The following is a 17,040-nucleotide window of genomic DNA, read 5'->3' on the forward strand; positions in this document are numbered from 1 at the left end:
CATGTGAGAGTAGGTCGTCGTCAAGCTTCAAATACGAAGCCCTGATCAGAAATGGTCAGGGCTTTTTTAGATAGCATACTAGATTCTATGCTGTAGCAAATGAGCGGTTGAATAGAGTAAACCCTGTTTGTTCAAGCATGTACCAGTTTGCTTGACGATCATAGAGGCGTTGAACCACCTGATCCCATCCCGAACTCAGAAGTGAAAAGCGCCATCGCCGATGGTAGTGTGGGAGATCCCATGTGAGAGTAGGTCGTCGTCAAGCTTCAAATGAAAAGAACCCCGTCCTGCGAAGCAGGGCGGGGTTTTTTCGTTTTGAATCACGTCACCTGTCTGTCCACTACAATGGATCCATGTGATGACACCATGCTCCGTAGGAGCCAGTGGCAGACATCCGAAGGATGCCCGCAGGGGATGACGCGCAGCGTCAGATCATTGTAGGTCGTCGTCAAGCTTCAAATACGAAGTCCTGATCAGCGATGGTCAGGGCTTTTTTTGTGCTTGTTTAAAAAAGCGATTAACCCCATCCTAGCCTTCCCCTTAGAAAGGGGAAGGAACCTGAGACCTCAGTGCGTGAGTCCGCTTCTATAAAGGGGTCAGATCCCTTTACATACATTAGTCTCTAGTAGCCGCTAACAGGATTAGGATCTGACCCCTATGAGTACGATCCCCATCCTAGCCTTCCTTTTAAAAAAGGGGAGGGCACATTAAGTGGCTAGCATGCGCATTTTGTTCGTCATGCTTGGCATTTATCTGTCATGTCGCATGCTATTATCTTATGGATATCAATTACATCTATCTATTTAGTGCTGCGGAGTAATGAATGTCTCAACCCCATTGGCCTGTGCTTCTCTATCGGCGAATTGTTAAAACTCAAAATGATAATACGGATTCTAAGACCGCTAAGAATTTTTTGAAGCTTATTTTTGCTCAATTCCTAACGAACATCGGCGATGCTTTGGTCAATCCAAAAGTCACTTTACCCTGGCTGATGAACAGTGTTGGTGCGCCAACTTTTTTAATTGGTTGGTTGGTTCCCATTAGGGAGTCAGGTTCGCTATTGCCTCAGTTGTTTATTGCAAATGCTATCAAGCGGTTGAGTATTCGTAAGTGGGTGTGGGTGAGCGGCAGCTCGATTCAGGCATGTAGTTTATTAGGTATGGCGGCTGTGGCCGCGTTAGTTGAGGGCGCTCTTGCTGGTGTTTTGATTCTATTATTGCTGACGGTGTTCAGTTTTGCTCGGGGCTTGAATTCAGTTGCCAATAAAGATGTCTTGGGTAAGGCTATTCCTAAGGCACAGCGTGGACAGGTAACAGGTCTTTCCGCAAGTGCTGCTGGTTTAGTGACTGTTGGTATTGGGGGGTTGATGGCGGCTAGCTATGCCCTAGATTGGAATCAATCCGGTTACTTTGTCTGGGGGCTGGTGTTAGGGGCTGTTATGTGGCTGGTGGCTTCCCTTGTGTTTGCGAAGGTAGACGAGGATAAAGGGGAAACTGAGAATTCCGACTTGTCTGTGCTAGCTGTATTGAAGCAACTTTCTTTGCTTAAAACAGACAAGGCATTTAGGCGCTTTGTTATCACCCGTGCCATGTTTCTAGGAACCGCTCTGAGTGCCCCATATTATGTGTTGTTGGCGGAACAGAGTATTGGTAGCAGTATTTGGGTGTTAGCGCTGTTTATGGTGATCAGTGGCCTTGCTGGTTTGTTATCAGGCCCGTTTTGGGGAAGGTTTTCTGATGTTTCCAGCCGTAAGGTGTTGGTGTTTGCTTCTGCAATGGGGGGCGTTACTGGGGTGTTGCTTTGGGCTATTGGTTTTTGGCTGCCTGACCTGCTGGGAAGTATTTGGTTGTTACCGTTATTTTATTTTTTATTAACGGTATTTCATCAGGGCATTCGTGTGGGCCGTAAAACCTATTTAGTGGATATGGCGGAAGGTAATAAACGAACCAGTTATACCGCGGTAGGAAATACTGCGATTGGTATTTTGCTGTTGATACTCAGTACGCTTGGAATACTGAGTGAAGTGCTAAGTTTGCAGGCGCTTGTGGGAATTTATTCGTGCATTACGCTGGTAGGGGTTGTGTTTGCTCTACGCCTACCGGATGTGTCCCATTCTTAACTAGGTAATGGGACACTGCTACATTGTTTTACTTTGTTCAGGACAACGGTTGAGCTAGCGTCTCGAACACCTTCCATGTAGGCCAAATCTTCGCTTAGGAAATTAGCGAGGGCAGGTAAGTTTTGAGCAATCACTCTTAGCCAGTAGTCGCATTCGCCGGTGACTGAGTAGCACTCTAGGACTGTGTCCATTTGTTCGACTCGTTCTTGGAAATTTTTCCGTGCACGGGTATTACCTTTCTCAAGGGTTACTGTCACGAAAGCTGTTACTTGGTAACCGAGTTCTGCCGTATTGAGTTGGGTATTATAGGATTCGATTAACTTGCTTTGTTCTAAGCGTTGAAGCCGTCTAGAGCATTGAGAGGGTGATAAATTAACTTGTTCTGACAGGGCGACATTTGAAAGTCGAGCGTTAGCCTGTAGGGCTTGTAGCAGCTTCCAGTCGTAGCTGTCGAGTTCGAGTGTGTTCATTCAAGGTTCCTTGGAATTATCGCCCCAGCTTAATTGGTTATCGGAGATTAGCTGGCGTCTTTATAGTTATTATCCTAGGGAATTTTACATAATAAACAAGCACATTCTTTGCTTTATTTGCGAATACTTTGCAGATTTAGGTAGGAAAGTGAATGAAAAAAGGCTGCCCTAGGGCAGCCTTTTTCCTTATGCCTGAGACGGCAAATGTTGGCTTAGCCAAGCGAGCGCTTCGTCATAAGGCGCGGGCATTGTTTTAAGCTCTTTAAGGATGGTTTGTAGTTCTTCTAAATTGCCAGAACAGGCATTTAGATGGCCTACTTTTCGGCCAGGGCGTACTTCTTTTTTGTACCAATACAGCTCTAGGCCTTTGATCGCTAACCAGTTGTAATCCACGTCTACACCAATTAGGTTCACCATCATGCTTTGGTTCTTAATTTCGGCAGGGGCTAAGGGCAGTCCTGCTACAGCACGGATGTGATTTTCAAATTGGTCGACACTTGCTCCCGCTTGTGTCCAGTGGCCACTGTTATGAACCCGAGGGGCTAATTCATTGATCAATAGGTCGTCGCCACAACGGAAACATTCCATGGCCATGACACCAACGTAATCTAGGGCATCCATCAGCTTTCCGAGCATGGCTTCTGCTTTAGGCTGAAGGTGCTCAAGGCGCTGTAACGGGGAAATGGACGCGTACAAGATGCCATTGATGTGAAGGTTCAGAGTCAATGGGTAAAAGTACTTTTCGCCATTTTTACCGCGTACGCCGACAACGGATACTTCTTCGTCGAAGTTGATGGCTTGCTCAGCAATGGCGAAGCCTTTCCAGTCATCTGGAATTTCTGTGGCTTCAGCTTGTTTGAGCCAATATTGGCCCTTGCCATCGTAACCACCTCTGCGGCGTTTCATTAGGACGCGCTCGCCCAATGTTTCATAGGCTTTCGTGGCAGTAGAATCGGCTTCGACAGGGAACCAAGGGGCTGTTGCAAGCTCTAGTTTGTCGATCCATTGCTTTTGCGTCAATCGATCAGCCAGCTGAGGAAAAGTGTTGAGGTTTACAAAATTAGGGTGCGCTGCCAGCTGTTTTGTAGCGGCAGTTTCAGGCCAGTCTTCCCGCTCTGCGGTAACAATGTCGTCCGCCTGAAGGGGTAGGACTTCGTCTGTTTCAATGTCGACTGGCTTTACATCTAAGCCAAGCGGGTTAGCTGCTTGTTTTAGCATAGCGCCCAGTTGGCCTGCGCCAAGTACCCAAATAGAAGACATGAGTTACTCCTCTCGTGGATCTGGGTTAGCCAATACAGTGTCCGTTTGTTCGTCACGGAAGGCGTCAATACGCTGTGCTAGGGCTTCGTCTTCATTTGCTAAGATTTGGCAAGCGAGTAGGCCTGCATTGAAGGCACCTGCTGTACCAATGGCTAGGGTGCCTACTGCCACGCCTTTTGGCATTTGTGCAATAGACAGCAAGCTGTCCATGCCGTTTAGGGCTTTACTTTGAACCGGAACACCCAACACAGGTAAACGTGTGTGTGCTGCCACCATGCCTGGTAAGTGAGCTGCACCCCCAGCACCGCCAATGATGACCTTAAAACCGCGCTCTACGGCGCTTTCTGAAAATTCTGCTAGCTTAACGGGTGTGCGATGTGCAGAGACCACTTCTACATGGTAGGCAACGCCTAGTTTGTCCATGATTTCCGCGGCGGCTTCCATGGTTGCCCAGTCACTTTTTGATCCCATAATAAGGGCTACTTTCGCTTGCAAAATCGTTCTCCTGCGCTGTGCTCCAACGGGTATGAGGGGGAAGTGTCGGAGTAGTGGTACAAATCAGAGGAGGAGCTGTGCTCAACTCCAGCAAATAGGGGCGATAATATAGCCGATTTTCGTCGAAATCGCGAGCTGAGGACGGCTTATAAACGACTTTTTATTGCTTAGAAGTTAGGTGCTCTAAATAAAGAAGGCGAGTTAAAGTCTCGCCTTGAGGTAGGTTTCGTAATCTGGAATTTGCTTCTCAAACGGCGCATCGAACAAAGGCGAGCTGATTAAGAAGTTTGCAGAGGAGACGCTACAAGCAATTGGAATATTCCAAACCGCTGCGACTCGAAGCAAGGCTTTGATATCTGGGTCATGGGGCATGGGCTCAAAAGGATCCCAAAAGAAAATCAGGATGTCGATCTTGCCTTCTGCAATCAGACCACCAAGCTGTTGATCGCCTCCCAATGGGCCGCTGATTAGGGCATCCACAGGAACACCAAGCTGCTTCTGTAATAAATTACCGGTTGTGCCAGTGGCCATGAGTTTATGCTTAATCAGCTTTTCTTTATGCTGAACGGCCCAAGTGGTGAGCTCGGGCTTCATATTATCATGAGCCACCAAAGCAACGCGTTTCTGCGCTGCTGTGGTAACGGTCTTCTTTTCCATTAGGCGACTTCGCCTACTTTAACAACTTTGATCATGTTAGTTGTGCCATGGGATACCAAGTGGTCGCCTTTTGTCACAATAACTAGATCACCCTCTTTTACGTAGCCTAAGGATTTCACCTTGTTCACCAAGCCCGCGATGATGGTATCTACGTTGAATTCTTGTGAAGAGAAGGCAACAGGAGTAACACCACGGTAAAGGGCGGTTTTGTTAAGCGTTTCTTGGTTTGGCGATAACGCAAAGATTGGCAGACCTGATGAAATGCGAGACAGCAACAAAGGTGTTGTACCAGAAGCCGTCAGACTGATGATCGCACGCACACCTTCTAGGTGGTTAGCTGCATACATAGCAGACATAGCAATGGTTTCAGAGATGGACGTAAAGGTCACATCTAAGCGGTGCTTAGAGCGCATAACAGAAGGCTGCTTTTCTGCTCCTAAGCAGACGCGGTTCATCGTTTTAACCACTTCTTCTGGGTAGTCGCCTGCTGCTGTTTCCGCCGATAGCATCACCGCATCAGTGCCGTCTAATACCGCGTTTGCTACGTCGAATACTTCTGCACGTGTTGGCATGGCTTGAGTGATCATAGTTTCCATCATTTGAGTGGCAGTGATCACTGGACGGTTCAACTGTCGGCAGCGTTTGATCATGTGTTTTTGAACGCCGATCAATTCCGCATCACCGATTTCAACACCAAGGTCACCACGGGCAACCATCACAGCGTCAGAAGCTTTGATGATGGAATCTAGGGTTTCGTCGTCCGCAACGGCTTCAGCGCGCTCCACTTTAGAAACGATGCCAGTTTCTAGGCCAGCAGCCAGAGCAAGGGCGCGAGCTTCTTCTAGATCCGCAGCGCTACGTGGGAAAGATACCGCTAAGTAGTCCGCTTTAAGTGCTGCGGCAGTTTTGATGTCTTCTTTATCTTTGTCTGTCAGAGCAGCGGCAGATAAGCCACCACCTTGGCGGTTGATGCCTTTGTTGTTAGACAAGGCGCCACCCACGATGACTTTAGTGATAACTTCAGTGCCTTTTACTTCAAGTACTTCAAGTACTACTCGGCCATCGTCTAGCAATAATACGTTGCCAGGAGAAGAATCCTCAGCAAGTTGAGGGTAGTCGATACCGACTCGAGTTTCGTCGCCCGCATTTTTGTCAAAGCCAACGTCTAGAATGAAGGTTGCCCCTTGTTCTAGATGGATTTTTGTTTCTTTGAAGCGGGCGATACGGATTTTAGGGCCTTGAAGGTCTCCTAGAATGGCAACATGACGGTTGTTTTTCGCAGCCATCTCGCGAACGATCTTTGCTCGGTTGATATGGTCTTCCGGCTGTCCGTGAGAGAAGTTCAAGCGGAATACGTTAGCGCCTGCAAGGATAAGTTTCTCAATCATTTCTGGAGAGCTAGAAGCTGGGCCTAATGTAGCAACGATTTTTGTTCTGCGAGTCATATTCATTCCAAGAAAATTTATAAAGCGTGTGGGAGTAGTATAAGAGACGAAAAAGGCTGCGTCAGCAGCCTTTTTAAAAACGCCTTATTTAGCGTTCATCAATGCGATGGTGTTATCTAACATTCGGTTAGAGAAGCCCCACTCGTTGTCATACCAAGACATCACTTTAACAAGTTTGCCCTGAACGCGTGTTTGAGTCGCGTCAAAGTTAGATGTAAATGTGCTGTGGTTGAAGTCCATAGACACCAATGGCTCATTGTTAACGCACAATACTTGAGCTAGAACTGGGTCCGCTGCGATGGCGTCGGCAATGATTTGGTTAACTTCTTCTACTGTGGTTTCACGAGGAGCTTGGAACGTCAGGTCAACCAAGGAAACGTTGATCGTCGGTACACGAACCGCCATGCCGTCAAATTTACCTGCCAATTCTGGAACCACTAAGCCAACGGCTGCCGCAGCACCTGTTTTAGTTGGGATCATGTTCATCGCTGCTGCACGGGCGCGGTATAGATCAGAGTGGTATACGTCTGAAAGACGCTGGTCATTCGTGTAAGCGTGGATAGTAGTCATCAAGCCACTTTCGATGCCTAGCTTGTCGTTCAAAGGCTTAGCGATTGGTGCAAGACAGTTAGTTGTACAAGATGCGTTAGAGATAACCGTCATATCAGAAGTTAAAACGTCTTGGTTAACACCGTATACGACGGTTGCATCGACTTCTTTACCCGGTGCAGAAATGATGACTTTCTTCGCGCCGGCAGAGATATGAGCACCTGCTGTTTCTTTAGTTGTAAAGAAGCCAGTACATTCGTAAACAACGTCAACACCAAGATCCGCCCAAGGAAGTTTCGCTGGATCACGTTCAGAGAAAGTAAGAATCTTATCTTGGTTGATGTACAGAGCTTCGGCATCAAATGTCACATCGGCATTGAAACGCCCGTGAACTGTGTCATATTTAGTTAAGTGAGCATTGATTTTGGAATCGCCAAGATCGTTAATGGCAACAACTTGGATTTGGTCGCGTTTGCCAGACTCGTAAAGCGCTCGAAGAACGTTACGTCCGATACGTCCATAACCGTTGATAGCTACCTTAATCGTCATATCTCACTCCTAGAATAATTGAAGAATATATCTATCCTAAAGTTAGTGTAGGACAGATTTATTTAGATGTTATTGTAAAAATACTACAAAAATTAAAAATTACTTCCTAGAAAAAGACTTGGATCAACAGATTCAATCGAATCAACTTGTAAGAAGTCTCCAGAGTCTTTGTCCTTTAGCTTGCTAGTCGTCCTATTCTAACCAAAAAAAAGACCGTTGCTACAGTTTTTGGTAAATTAATTACACAAAAGGGCTTATAAAGTCATATTTAGGCTTGTTTGTCCCGATTAAATTATTAAAATGTAGTAAAATTACATAAATTAGATTTTTCAGGCTGTGCCAGCATGCCTGTACGGAGAGGAAGAATGAACCCTATCGTGGAAAAAGTCACACAGGCCATTATTGAGCGTAGTAAGCCACTGCGTACTCAATATCTCGCAGATATGCAGCAGGCTGAGTTGAAAGGTCCACACCGAGGGACGCTGTCTTGCGGTAACTTGGCCCACGGCTTTGCAGCATGTCAGCCACAGGAAAAGCAAAAGCTTAAGTTACTCGATGAAGCGAACATTGCCATCGTATCCTCTTACAACGATATGTTGTCTGCTCATAAACCTTACGAAGATTACCCAAACATTATTCGTAAAGCCGTAGCTGAAATGGGCTCCATTGCTCAGTTCGCTGGTGGTGTGCCGGCTATGTGTGATGGGGTCACTCAAGGTCAAGACGGCATGGAGCTTTCTCTTTTTAGCCGCGACAATATTGCACAAGGGGCAGCCATTGCCTTGTCCCACAATATGTTTGATGCGGCCTTGTTCTTAGGCATTTGTGACAAAATCATTCCAGGTTTGTTGATTGCGGCGTTACGCTTTGGTCATCTGCCATGTCTATTTGTACCTGCTGGTCCGATGCCTACAGGTATTACCAACGCCCAAAAAGCCGCAGTTCGTCAACGCTTTGCGAAAGGTGAAGCGACCCGCGATGAGTTACTGGAAGCTGAGTCCGCTGCTTACCACAGTGCGGGTACGTGTACCTTCTATGGTACTGCGAATTCCAACCAGCTATTGGTAGAAATTATGGGCTTGCAGTTGCCGGGCTCTTCTTTTGTGAACCCTGATTCGCCACTACGTGAAGCTCTGACGCGTCATACCGCTCAGTTGGCCACGAAAACAACCGCATTAGGCAAAGAGTTCCGCCCGATTTACCAAGTGATCGATGAGCGCTCTATTGTGAATGCCATCGTTGGTTTGTTGGCAACCGGTGGCTCGACTAACCACACCATGCACATCGTGGCCTTTGCCCGTGCTGCTGGCATCATTATTAACTGGGATGACTTTGCCGAGCTCTCTAAAGTGGTGCCATTGATGACTCGCATTTACCCGAATGGCCAAGCGGATATTAACCACTTCCAAGCGGCCGGTGGTATGGCATTCCTAATCGAGCAATTGCTAAAAGGTGGTTTGCTTCACGAAGACGTCAATACAATCGCTGGTAAAGGCTTGAAGCTATACACGAAAGAGCCGTTCTTGGATGGGGACAAAGTGGTTTGGCGTGACGGGGTGAGCAAGAGCCTAGATGAAGCGGTGGTGCGCCCAATCGAAAACCCATTCAGTAAAGAAGGTGGTTTGTCACTATTAAAAGGCAACCTAGGTCGCGCTGTGATTAAGGTGTCTGCGGTGAAAGAAGAGAACCGCATTATTGAAGCCCCTGCCGTGGTTTTCCATGATCAAAATGATTTAGCCAATGCCATTGCCAGTGGTGAGCTTAAGCGTGATTGTGTGGCAGTAGTTCGTTTCCAAGGGCCAAAAGCGTTAGGTATGCCAGAGTTGCATAAATTAACGCCTTACTTAGGTAACTTGCAGGATCAAGGCTATAAAGTGGCGTTAGTCACCGACGGGCGTATGTCCGGTGCATCCGGTAAAGTGCCAGCAGCCATTCATTTGACGCCTGAAGCATTGGCTGGTGGTTTGATTGCTAAGATTCAAGACGGTGATTTGGTTCGCCTAGATGCTGTGGAAGGCACACTTTCTGTTTTGGTAAGTGAAGCAGAGCTGGCTAAGCGTGATGCGGCAGAATGTGATTTGACGCGTTCTCATCAGGGTATGGGGCGTGAGCTGTTCAGTGGGCAACGTATGTTGGTGAACGGTGCAGAGCAAGGTGCTTGCAGCTTGTTTAACGATTAAGATTTCTCTGACTACTAACGTTTGTTAGTAATGGTGTTTAGGCCTCCTTCGGGAGGCCTTTTTTTTGCTTTTAAAAGCTAAGGCAAGTAAAAACTAAAGCAATAAAAAAGCCGAGCCCCAAATAAGGCTCGGCTTTTTAGTGTTAGCAGCGGGTGTTAATCAAGAGTCTTTAGCTTACCTTCGTAGGCATCAAAGGACTCTGCCACCTTCTTATCAGGAGCGCCAGTCATGATGCTGACGATGATGATTGCCAAGGTAGATAGGATGAATCCAGGAACAATCTCGTATAGATCAAAGATGCCACCTGAGATTTGCTTCCAAACGACGATGGTGACACCACCGACAATGATACCCGCTAAGGCACCGTTACGATTCATGTTACGCCAGAATAGGCTCAAGATGATCGCAGGTCCAAATGCCGCACCAAAGCCAGCCCAAGCATAGGATACCAATCCAAGTACTGAACTCTCTGGATTAAACGCTAGGACCAAAGCAATGATCGACAAGGCTACTACGCCTAAACGTCCCACATTGACGATTTGCTTTTGGGTTGCATTCGGATTTAGCCAAGTTTTGTAGAAATCTTCCGCTAAAGCCGAAGAAGACACCAATAATTGGGAATCTGCCGTACTCATGATAGCAGCCAGGATAGCCGCCAAAAGAATGCCTGCAACCACTGGGTTAAAGACAGCATTAACCAAAATCATAAAGATTTTTTCGCCATCATCCAGTGCGCCACCCATATGGTTGTCCACATAAACAATGCCCACCATACCAATCAGTAGGGCGCCAATCATTGAGATGGCTGTCCAACCTACGGCGATGCGACGTGCTGTGGCGATGTCTTTATTGGAGCGAGAGGCTTTAAAACGAGCCAAAATGTGTGGTTGGCCAAAGTAACCAAGTCCCCAAGCGACTAATGAGATGATACCGATGGCACTCAGTGGCTCACCATTAATATCGCGCCAAAGGGTTAGCAGCTCTGGGTTCTTATCCGCTAAGGTTGCTGGCAGTGTTGACCAGTCACCTTCCATAATGGCAAAAGGAACGATCGCCAAAGCGGCACACATAAGTAGTCCTTGAACTAAGTCGGTCCAAGAGACCGCTAAGAAACCACCGAATAACGTGTAAGACACCACACAAACGGTGCCGATCACGACTGCCCAACGGTAATCTAGGCCAAAAACGGTTTCGAATAACTTACCACCGGCCACCAAACCTGAGCTGGTGTAAAACAGGAAGAACAGCAAAATAAAGAAAGCTGAAATCGTTTGAATCAACTTGGATTTATCTTGGAAGCGAGTGGAAAGGTATTCGGGAAGCGTCAAAGCATGGGTTTCAACACTGTAAGTACGCAGGCGTTTAGCGCAGATTAGCCAGTTCAAGTAGGTTCCTGCAAGCAAACCACCTGCTAACCAGATAGATTCCATACCCGCCGCAAAAGCATAGCCTGGAAGTCCTAAAAGCAACCAACCACTCATGTCGGATGCACCGGCAGACAAGGCTGTAGGCCAAGGTCCTAGAGAACGGCCTCCTAGGAAATAGTCTTCTGAGTTGGAAGTGCGTTTGTATGCGTATAGCCCTATTCCAAGCATGACAATTAAGTATGCAAGGAAGGTAAAGCTTATTGCTAAGCTGTTTTCAATCATTGTAGTCCCCATGATTTAATTTTATGGCGAAGCCTAAAGAGCGTAATCCTGTCTCTGCTTCAATATAGTTGAAACAATAAAAGACAGTTAAAAGCACGACTGATGGCTTCAAATGTTATTGCTAATTTTCATGACGAAAGTAGGTTGGGTCCCTCAAATTTAACGCTGATGCATGCTAGGCAGTGGGCGTTACGCAACCTAACCGGCGATTTTATGGGGTGTCTTGGGATTAATCTTTCACGATTCTATGAAAAACTTATAAAAAGGTCTGGAATTGAGCGAGGGGAGGGGGATGTCTGAAAGAAACCTACAACACCGAGCTGTGTTGTAGGTGTAATATCAGTCTGCCTTGGGTAGGCGAGTGTCTTGTACGCTTAGTTTAAGCTTACGCAAATGTTCATTGAATTCTGGACCGCGTTTTAGCAAAACACCAGTGGCGAGAGCATCCACCAATGTCAGATACACGATACGGGAACTCATTGGCGTATAAATATCTGTGTCTTCTGTTTCTTCAATTGGCAGCACAATAGAGCAATGCTCAGTGAGTGGAGAACCCGGGTTGGTAATGCCAATGACTGTAGCGCCTGCTTCACGGGCCACACGAGCCGTTTCGATCAAAGGTAAGGTACGTCCAGATAAGGAAATAACCACGACCGCATCACCTGGGTGCGTCCCCGCTGCCGCCATACGTTGTACCAAGATATCCGTGTAAGCCACCACAGGCATATTTAGACGGAAGAATTTATGGTGGGCATCTTTTGCCACAGGGCCGGAGGCACCAAGTCCATAAAATTCAATGCGTCTTGCTTGGGCTAAAACATCTACGGTGCGGCTAATAAGCGTCTCAGGTAGGAGCTCTTGGGCACGGGTTAGGTTGTTCTTAGCGGCTTCAAAAATTTTGTTTGTGATGGCGCCCGCAGCGTCATCTGGCTCTACGTTCAGGTTAACGTAAGGTGTACCTTTCGCGAGACTTTGTGCCAGTGCGACTTTGAAGTCGGGGAAGCCACTGCCGATTAAGCTACGACAAAAGCGGTTGACCGTTGGTTCACTGACTTCTGCTCGAGCTGCTAGCTTGGCAATGCTGGAATGAATGGTGGTTTTCGGATCAGCTAGGATTGCTTCCGCCACTTTTCGCTCGGATTTGCTGAGCGTGGTTAACTTCTCTTGGATTCTGCGAATAATATCTTCGTGCTTATTCATCTATTTGGCTTCAACAGTATTATATTGACTCGAAAGGCTTTCAAAGACATTCTGACAGCGGTTTACCCCTCTGGCAATAAGTGATTGAAAATGTGTGCTCTTTCAGACTATTTGAAGCAATTGAACTCGATTTTGCCGATCAATGGTGAGATTCGCGTTGAAGCCATCGAGGAAGGTTTCACGAATAAGGTTTATAAAATTCTCGAATCAGGTCAGCCAAAATGGGTACTGCGGCTGCCTATGCTAGAGTCCCAGTGCTTTCACATTGATCGCCAAACGGAATTATCCGTGTGGCAGCAAGCCGCACAACAGGGTCTCACATCTCAAATCCTGTGGCATAATCCTCAAGGGGTTGTGCTAAGCGAGTTTTTGACTGGCTCGACCTTACCTTTAGAGGTTCAGCACACTCAAGCTTCGATTGAGCAAGTTTGTAGACTGTTGAAACGCCTCCATGACATGCCTCCTATTAAGCTGCACTATGATGTGCAATTGATCATAGCCGATTGGTTGGAGCAGATTCGTCTCCACGAAAACTTTGTCAGTGTCTCAGCCCAGTGGCGCCAAGTGTCGAACTGGTTTGAGGCCTTGCCTACAGTAGTTCCCCCCGAGCATCTTGTGTTGGCCCATAACGATCTGAACCCTAAAAACCTAATCATCGATGGGCAAAAGCTTTGGTTGATCGATTGGGAAAGCGCAGGGATGAATGATCCGCTGTTTGATGTGGCCGTGTTGGCTCATTCACAGCATTTGCAGCCAGAGCACATTGAAATAGTCTGCCAATATGTACTTGGAAAACCCTTCACTTCAGGGATGGCTAAGCGAGTACTTTTATACCGTAAGCTGTATGTGGTGCGGGAGTTAGTATGGCTATTACTGAAACATCTGACGGCCCCTCAGGAGTTAAACGGCCTAGAGTGGTATCATGTCTTGGCGACAGACACAGATTTTAACCCTTATTTTGATAATTAAACCCCATGACACGATTTCCACAAGACTGGTCTCACTTTCTAGAGCCTGAATTTGATCAAGCCTATATGCAGGCATTAATGGCTTATTTGCAGGAGCGCGAAGCTCAAGGACAGATCATTTATCCACCTCAAACGGCTTGGTTTAATGCTTTTAAAGAGACGCCCCTAAAGAAGGTTAAGGTGGTGATATTAGGGCAGGACCCATATCACGGTGAAGGCCAAGCCCACGGCTTGTCATTTTCGGTACAGCCTGGTGTTAAAACACCACCTTCCTTGATGAATATGTATAAGGAGCTGAAATCTGATTTGTCGATTCCCGTGGCGCCCCATGGGTATCTGCAAAGCTGGGCTGAGCAAGGCGTGCTATTGCTTAATAGCGTGCTAACGGTTGAAGCGGGGAAGGCTGGTGCACATCAAAAAAAGGGCTGGGAACGTTTCACCGATCGCGTCATTGAGGTGATCTGCCAAGAAAATGATGGGGTTGTGTTTCTGTTGTGGGGATCTTACGCCCATAAAAAAGGGCGCAATATAGATCGCGATAAACATCTCGTGTTGGAAGGGGTTCATCCATCACCATTATCTGCTTATCGTGGTTTCTTTGGCTGTGGGCATTTTTCAAAAGCCAATGACTATTTGCTGGCGCAAGGAAAAACAGCCATTGATTGGTCTTCACATTTGTCATTTGCCCCACCACAAGAAACAAAGAAGAGCGCACAGGGCACTCTTTTTTGAATCACATGGTATGCGTCCAGTTAATCTAATGTGTAAGGCAAAGGAAGTAGTGTCATGGGGACACCGTCAGAGCTGGCTTCGCTGAACTCGCTTTGATCCACATTTAAAATCACTTGGGCAACGTGGGCTTCCCCAGCATCGGCCGCGTCAAACACTTGGCCAATGGTTTTACCTTCTTGATTTAAGACATCGCTGCCTACCTGAATCGGCTGTTCAGCGGCAAACAAAGCCAAATGCTTTTTCGACTTACCGCGGTATTTCATGCGAGCCACGATTTCTTGACCGGTATAACAGCCTTTGGTGAAACTGATGCCACCGTTGCGCTGCATGTTGATCCACTGGGGCAATAGTTCTTCAGTATCTTTTTTAGTGAGCAGCGGCCTAGCAGCCAATAACCCCATCACATGGTGAGCCGCTGGGTCTTCTGGATCGGGCAGTTCTTCCGCTTTGGGGGCTAGGGTTAAGGTTTGACGGTAGAAACTGTTATCCAAAATCAATTGGCTGCAATCGTCTTGATGGCTGGTAGGAATCAGTAACGGATACTGCTCTTGTGGGGAAACCGCACCACTGAAGGCAAACATGGAGCTGACCGTAAACTGATCACTGGCATCGCTTAGCTCAGTTTTAAAAAACACAGCGTACTTCTTCAAATGTGTTAACAGCGTCTCTAAGACATCTTGTTTGATGGCTAGAAGATAGGTTTCTGGTGCACTTTGTAATACGAAGAAGTTGCCAATGATCCGACCTTTCGGTGTGCAGACTGCGGCGAAGCTGCTGTTCTGCGTATCGACCTTGTGGATGTCTGCAGTGACTTGTCCTTGTAAAAACTTAGCACTGTCCGGCCCCGTCACACGGATAACGCCCATGTCTTTTGCGTGGGCATAGCTGGTTGCCGGAAGATGGTCATTTAAAAGTTGCTCGAGTTGCATAGTGGCCTCGATAGGGAATGGATGTATAGCTACTTATATGCGGCTAGTGTCTATAATTTCAATATGTCTGAAGGTCAGTTTATTGCGTTGGCGGGTTTGTGTTGAGCAAAGCTCAGAGTTGATGGATTCTGCGATCAACTGATACGAAAAATGCGAATTTTACCGATTAGATTGACTCTCGAACCTGTTCTTCTGACACTGTGTAGGTAGACATTTTTTCACTCTTTTAAGGTGAGAAATGCCATAAAAAAATAACAGTCATCGCGCCCTGTCGCAGGTATTCAATATGTTTTTAGGTTTAGATTTAGGCACATCCGGATTGAAGGGTGTGGTCATTAATGATGCGGGCAATGTGGTTGCTCAGGCGTCTTCATCCCTTACTGTTTCTTCTCCCAAAGCCACATGGTCAGAGCAAGCACCTGAAGATTGGTGGCAAGCCTTGCTGGATGTATGTGGTCAGTTATCTGAGCGTTTGGACCTAAGCAAGATCGAAGCCCTTGGTTTGTCTGGTCAGATGCATGGTGCCACCTTATTGGATGCTGCGGGGCAGGTGCTTCGTCCCTGTATTTTATGGAATGACGGTCGCAGTAAATCCCAATGTGATGCCGTGATGCAAGCTCATCCTGAGTTGTTAACCTTGTCCGGTAACCTTGCTATGCCGGGGTTCACTGCTCCTAAAATCCTTTGGGTCAAAGAAAATGAGCCAGAGGTTTATGCTCAGCTTGATAAAGTGCTCTTGCCGAAAGACTATCTGGTCTACCGCATGACAGGCGTATTTTCCAGCGACTGTTCTGATGCGGCAGGTACCTTATGGCTAAACCCAGAAACACGCCAGTGGGACGAGCAATTATTGAAAATCTGCGGGTTGACCTCTGAAAACATGCCGACAGTATTTGAAGGCCAGCAGGTGGTTGGCCAGGTATCGGCCGATATCGCCGAGCAGTTGGGCTTGCAGCCTATCCCAGTGGTTGCTGGGGCGGGTGATAATGCAGCGGGGGCTGTGGGAATGGGGGTTACTGAGCCTGGGCAGGGCTTTGTGTCCTTAGGAACCTCTGGTGTGTATTTCAGTGTGTCTGAATCCCATAATGCCAACCCGGACAACACGGTTCATGCCTTTTGCCATGCCTTGCCAAATCGTTGGCACCAAATGGGGGTGACGTTAAGTGCTGCCAATTCCCTTTCTTGGTTTGCAAAATTGGTAGATCGTCCAGTACCTGAGTTATTGGATGAGCTGGAAGACAGTGATATTCAACGGGCTCGCGTGGTGTTTTTGCCTTACTTAAATGGCGAGCGAACACCCATTAACGACCCCCTTGCGAATGGTCAGTTCTTAGGCATGGTGAACAGTACCCAGCGTGCGGAGCTCACTTTAGCTGTTTTAGAAGGCATTGCCTTCTCATTGCTAGATTGCCAGAACGCTCTCGCCAGCGCTGGCAGTGATGTAAGCGAATTATCCTTGATTGGTGGTGGCGCTCGAAGTGCTCTTTGGCGTCAGTTGATCGCAGATGTATTGGGTAAGACCATAGACTATCGCGATGGGGGAGATGTGGGGCCAGGTTTAGGTGCCGCACGTTTGGCCCTAATGGGGAAAAAAGAAAGCGAAGGGCAAGACATTGAAGCTTTGATTCAGGAACACTGTCAATTGCCTGAAGTGTTAGCAACCCATCAGCCGAACCCTGATAACGCCGAATACTTTAGCGCCAAGTATGCCTTATACCGTAAAGCATACGAGCAAACGGCCGTGCTCAATGATGCCTTTGGTCAGCTAGTATAAGAATAAAAAAGCCGCAGCGAATAATCGTTGCGGCTTTTGGGTTCCTTTTGTTTTTTATTTTGTA

General features: G+C 47.2%; 14 protein-coding genes and 1 rRNA gene. 6 read left to right on the plus strand and 9 right to left on the minus strand.

All coding sequences use genetic code 11. The annotated features are described in order from the left end of the window. The first annotated feature begins 150 nt into the window (after positions 1 to 150). Both rrf and ACFQ45_RS00755 read left to right on the plus strand, forming a co-directional pair. Positions 151 to 265, plus strand: a 5S ribosomal RNA gene (gene rrf, locus ACFQ45_RS00750). A gap of 558 nt (positions 266 to 823) precedes the next feature. After that, positions 824 to 2,119 carry an MFS transporter gene (locus tag ACFQ45_RS00755; protein WP_377364320.1) on the plus strand — a complete coding sequence of 432 codons (1,296 nt, stop codon included), beginning with the start codon at positions 824 to 826 and terminating at the stop codon, positions 2,117 to 2,119. Here ACFQ45_RS00755 and ACFQ45_RS00760 read toward each other — a convergent pair. The 6 genes from ACFQ45_RS00760 to gap form a co-directional block, all read right to left on the minus strand. Next, positions 2,116 to 2,589: an Lrp/AsnC family transcriptional regulator gene (locus ACFQ45_RS00760; protein WP_377364322.1), complete on the minus strand. Its 474-nt coding sequence runs from the start codon at positions 2,587 to 2,589 to the stop codon at positions 2,116 to 2,118. The two genes, ACFQ45_RS00755 and ACFQ45_RS00760, sit on opposite strands and share 4 nt — an antisense overlap. A 186-nt stretch (positions 2,590 to 2,775) precedes the next feature. After that, the gene (gene purK / locus ACFQ45_RS00765) at positions 2,776 to 3,849 is read right to left on the minus strand and encodes a 5-(carboxyamino)imidazole ribonucleotide synthase (RefSeq protein WP_377364324.1); all 1,074 of its coding nucleotides are present in this window, start codon (positions 3,847 to 3,849) and stop codon (positions 2,776 to 2,778) included. A 3-nt stretch (positions 3,850 to 3,852) separates the two neighbouring features. After that, positions 3,853 to 4,344, minus strand: coding sequence for a 5-(carboxyamino)imidazole ribonucleotide mutase (gene purE / locus ACFQ45_RS00770; protein WP_377364326.1), 492 nt, complete (start codon positions 4,342 to 4,344; stop codon positions 3,853 to 3,855). A gap of 201 nt (positions 4,345 to 4,545) precedes the next feature. Continuing rightward, entirely contained in the window at positions 4,546 to 5,001 is a 456-nt protein-coding gene (locus tag ACFQ45_RS00775) for a methylglyoxal synthase (protein WP_377364328.1), read from the minus strand. Further along, on the minus strand, positions 5,001 to 6,446 hold the full coding sequence (pyk, locus tag ACFQ45_RS00780; RefSeq protein WP_377364330.1) for a pyruvate kinase: 1,446 nt from the start codon (positions 6,444 to 6,446) through the stop codon (positions 5,001 to 5,003). The genes ACFQ45_RS00775 and pyk overlap by 1 nt, the downstream gene beginning before the upstream one ends. A gap of 84 nt (positions 6,447 to 6,530) precedes the next feature. After that, complete coding sequence (gene gap, locus ACFQ45_RS00785) at positions 6,531 to 7,544, minus strand: type I glyceraldehyde-3-phosphate dehydrogenase (protein ID WP_377364332.1); 1,014 nt, start codon at positions 7,542 to 7,544, stop codon at positions 6,531 to 6,533. A gap of 365 nt (positions 7,545 to 7,909) precedes the next feature. Here gap and edd point away from each other — a divergent pair, with 365 nt between their 5' ends. Next, on the plus strand, positions 7,910 to 9,724 hold the full coding sequence (gene edd / locus ACFQ45_RS00790) for a phosphogluconate dehydratase (protein ID WP_377364334.1): 1,815 nt from the start codon (positions 7,910 to 7,912) through the stop codon (positions 9,722 to 9,724). A 155-nt stretch (positions 9,725 to 9,879) separates the two neighbouring features. Here the strand turns inward: edd and putP are convergent, their stop codons facing one another. Beyond that, positions 9,880 to 11,373 (minus strand): sodium/proline symporter PutP, encoded by a 1,494-nt coding sequence (gene putP / locus ACFQ45_RS00795; protein WP_377364336.1) that lies wholly within the window; start codon positions 11,371 to 11,373, stop codon positions 9,880 to 9,882. A 339-nt stretch (positions 11,374 to 11,712) separates the two neighbouring features. Further along, entirely contained in the window at positions 11,713 to 12,573 is an 861-nt protein-coding gene (hexR, locus tag ACFQ45_RS00800; protein WP_377364338.1) for a transcriptional regulator HexR, read from the minus strand. Between the two features lie 90 nt (positions 12,574 to 12,663). Here hexR and ACFQ45_RS00805 point away from each other — a divergent pair, with 90 nt between their 5' ends. Next, positions 12,664 to 13,542, plus strand: a complete 879-nt coding sequence (locus tag ACFQ45_RS00805; RefSeq protein WP_377364340.1) for a phosphotransferase — start codon at positions 12,664 to 12,666, stop codon at positions 13,540 to 13,542. Between the two features lie 5 nt (positions 13,543 to 13,547). Then, positions 13,548 to 14,273, plus strand: a complete 726-nt coding sequence (gene ung, locus ACFQ45_RS00810) for a uracil-DNA glycosylase (RefSeq protein WP_377364342.1) — start codon at positions 13,548 to 13,550, stop codon at positions 14,271 to 14,273. 20 nt (positions 14,274 to 14,293) lie between these two features. Here ung and ygfZ read toward each other — a convergent pair whose 3' ends face one another. Then, positions 14,294 to 15,202 (minus strand): CAF17-like 4Fe-4S cluster assembly/insertion protein YgfZ, encoded by a 909-nt coding sequence (gene ygfZ / locus ACFQ45_RS00815; protein ID WP_377364344.1) that lies wholly within the window; start codon positions 15,200 to 15,202, stop codon positions 14,294 to 14,296. 286 nt (positions 15,203 to 15,488) lie between these two features. On the opposite strand from ygfZ, the gene xylB reads away from it, so the two are divergent. Next, the gene (gene xylB / locus ACFQ45_RS00820; RefSeq protein ID WP_377364346.1) at positions 15,489 to 16,976 is read left to right on the plus strand and encodes a xylulokinase; all 1,488 of its coding nucleotides are present in this window, start codon (positions 15,489 to 15,491) and stop codon (positions 16,974 to 16,976) included. Positions 16,977 to 17,040 lie beyond the last annotated feature (64 nt).

Source organism: Rhodanobacter aciditrophus (assembly GCF_042679525.1).
Classification (GTDB): Bacteria; Pseudomonadota; Gammaproteobacteria; order Pseudomonadales; family Marinomonadaceae; genus Marinomonas; species Marinomonas aciditrophus.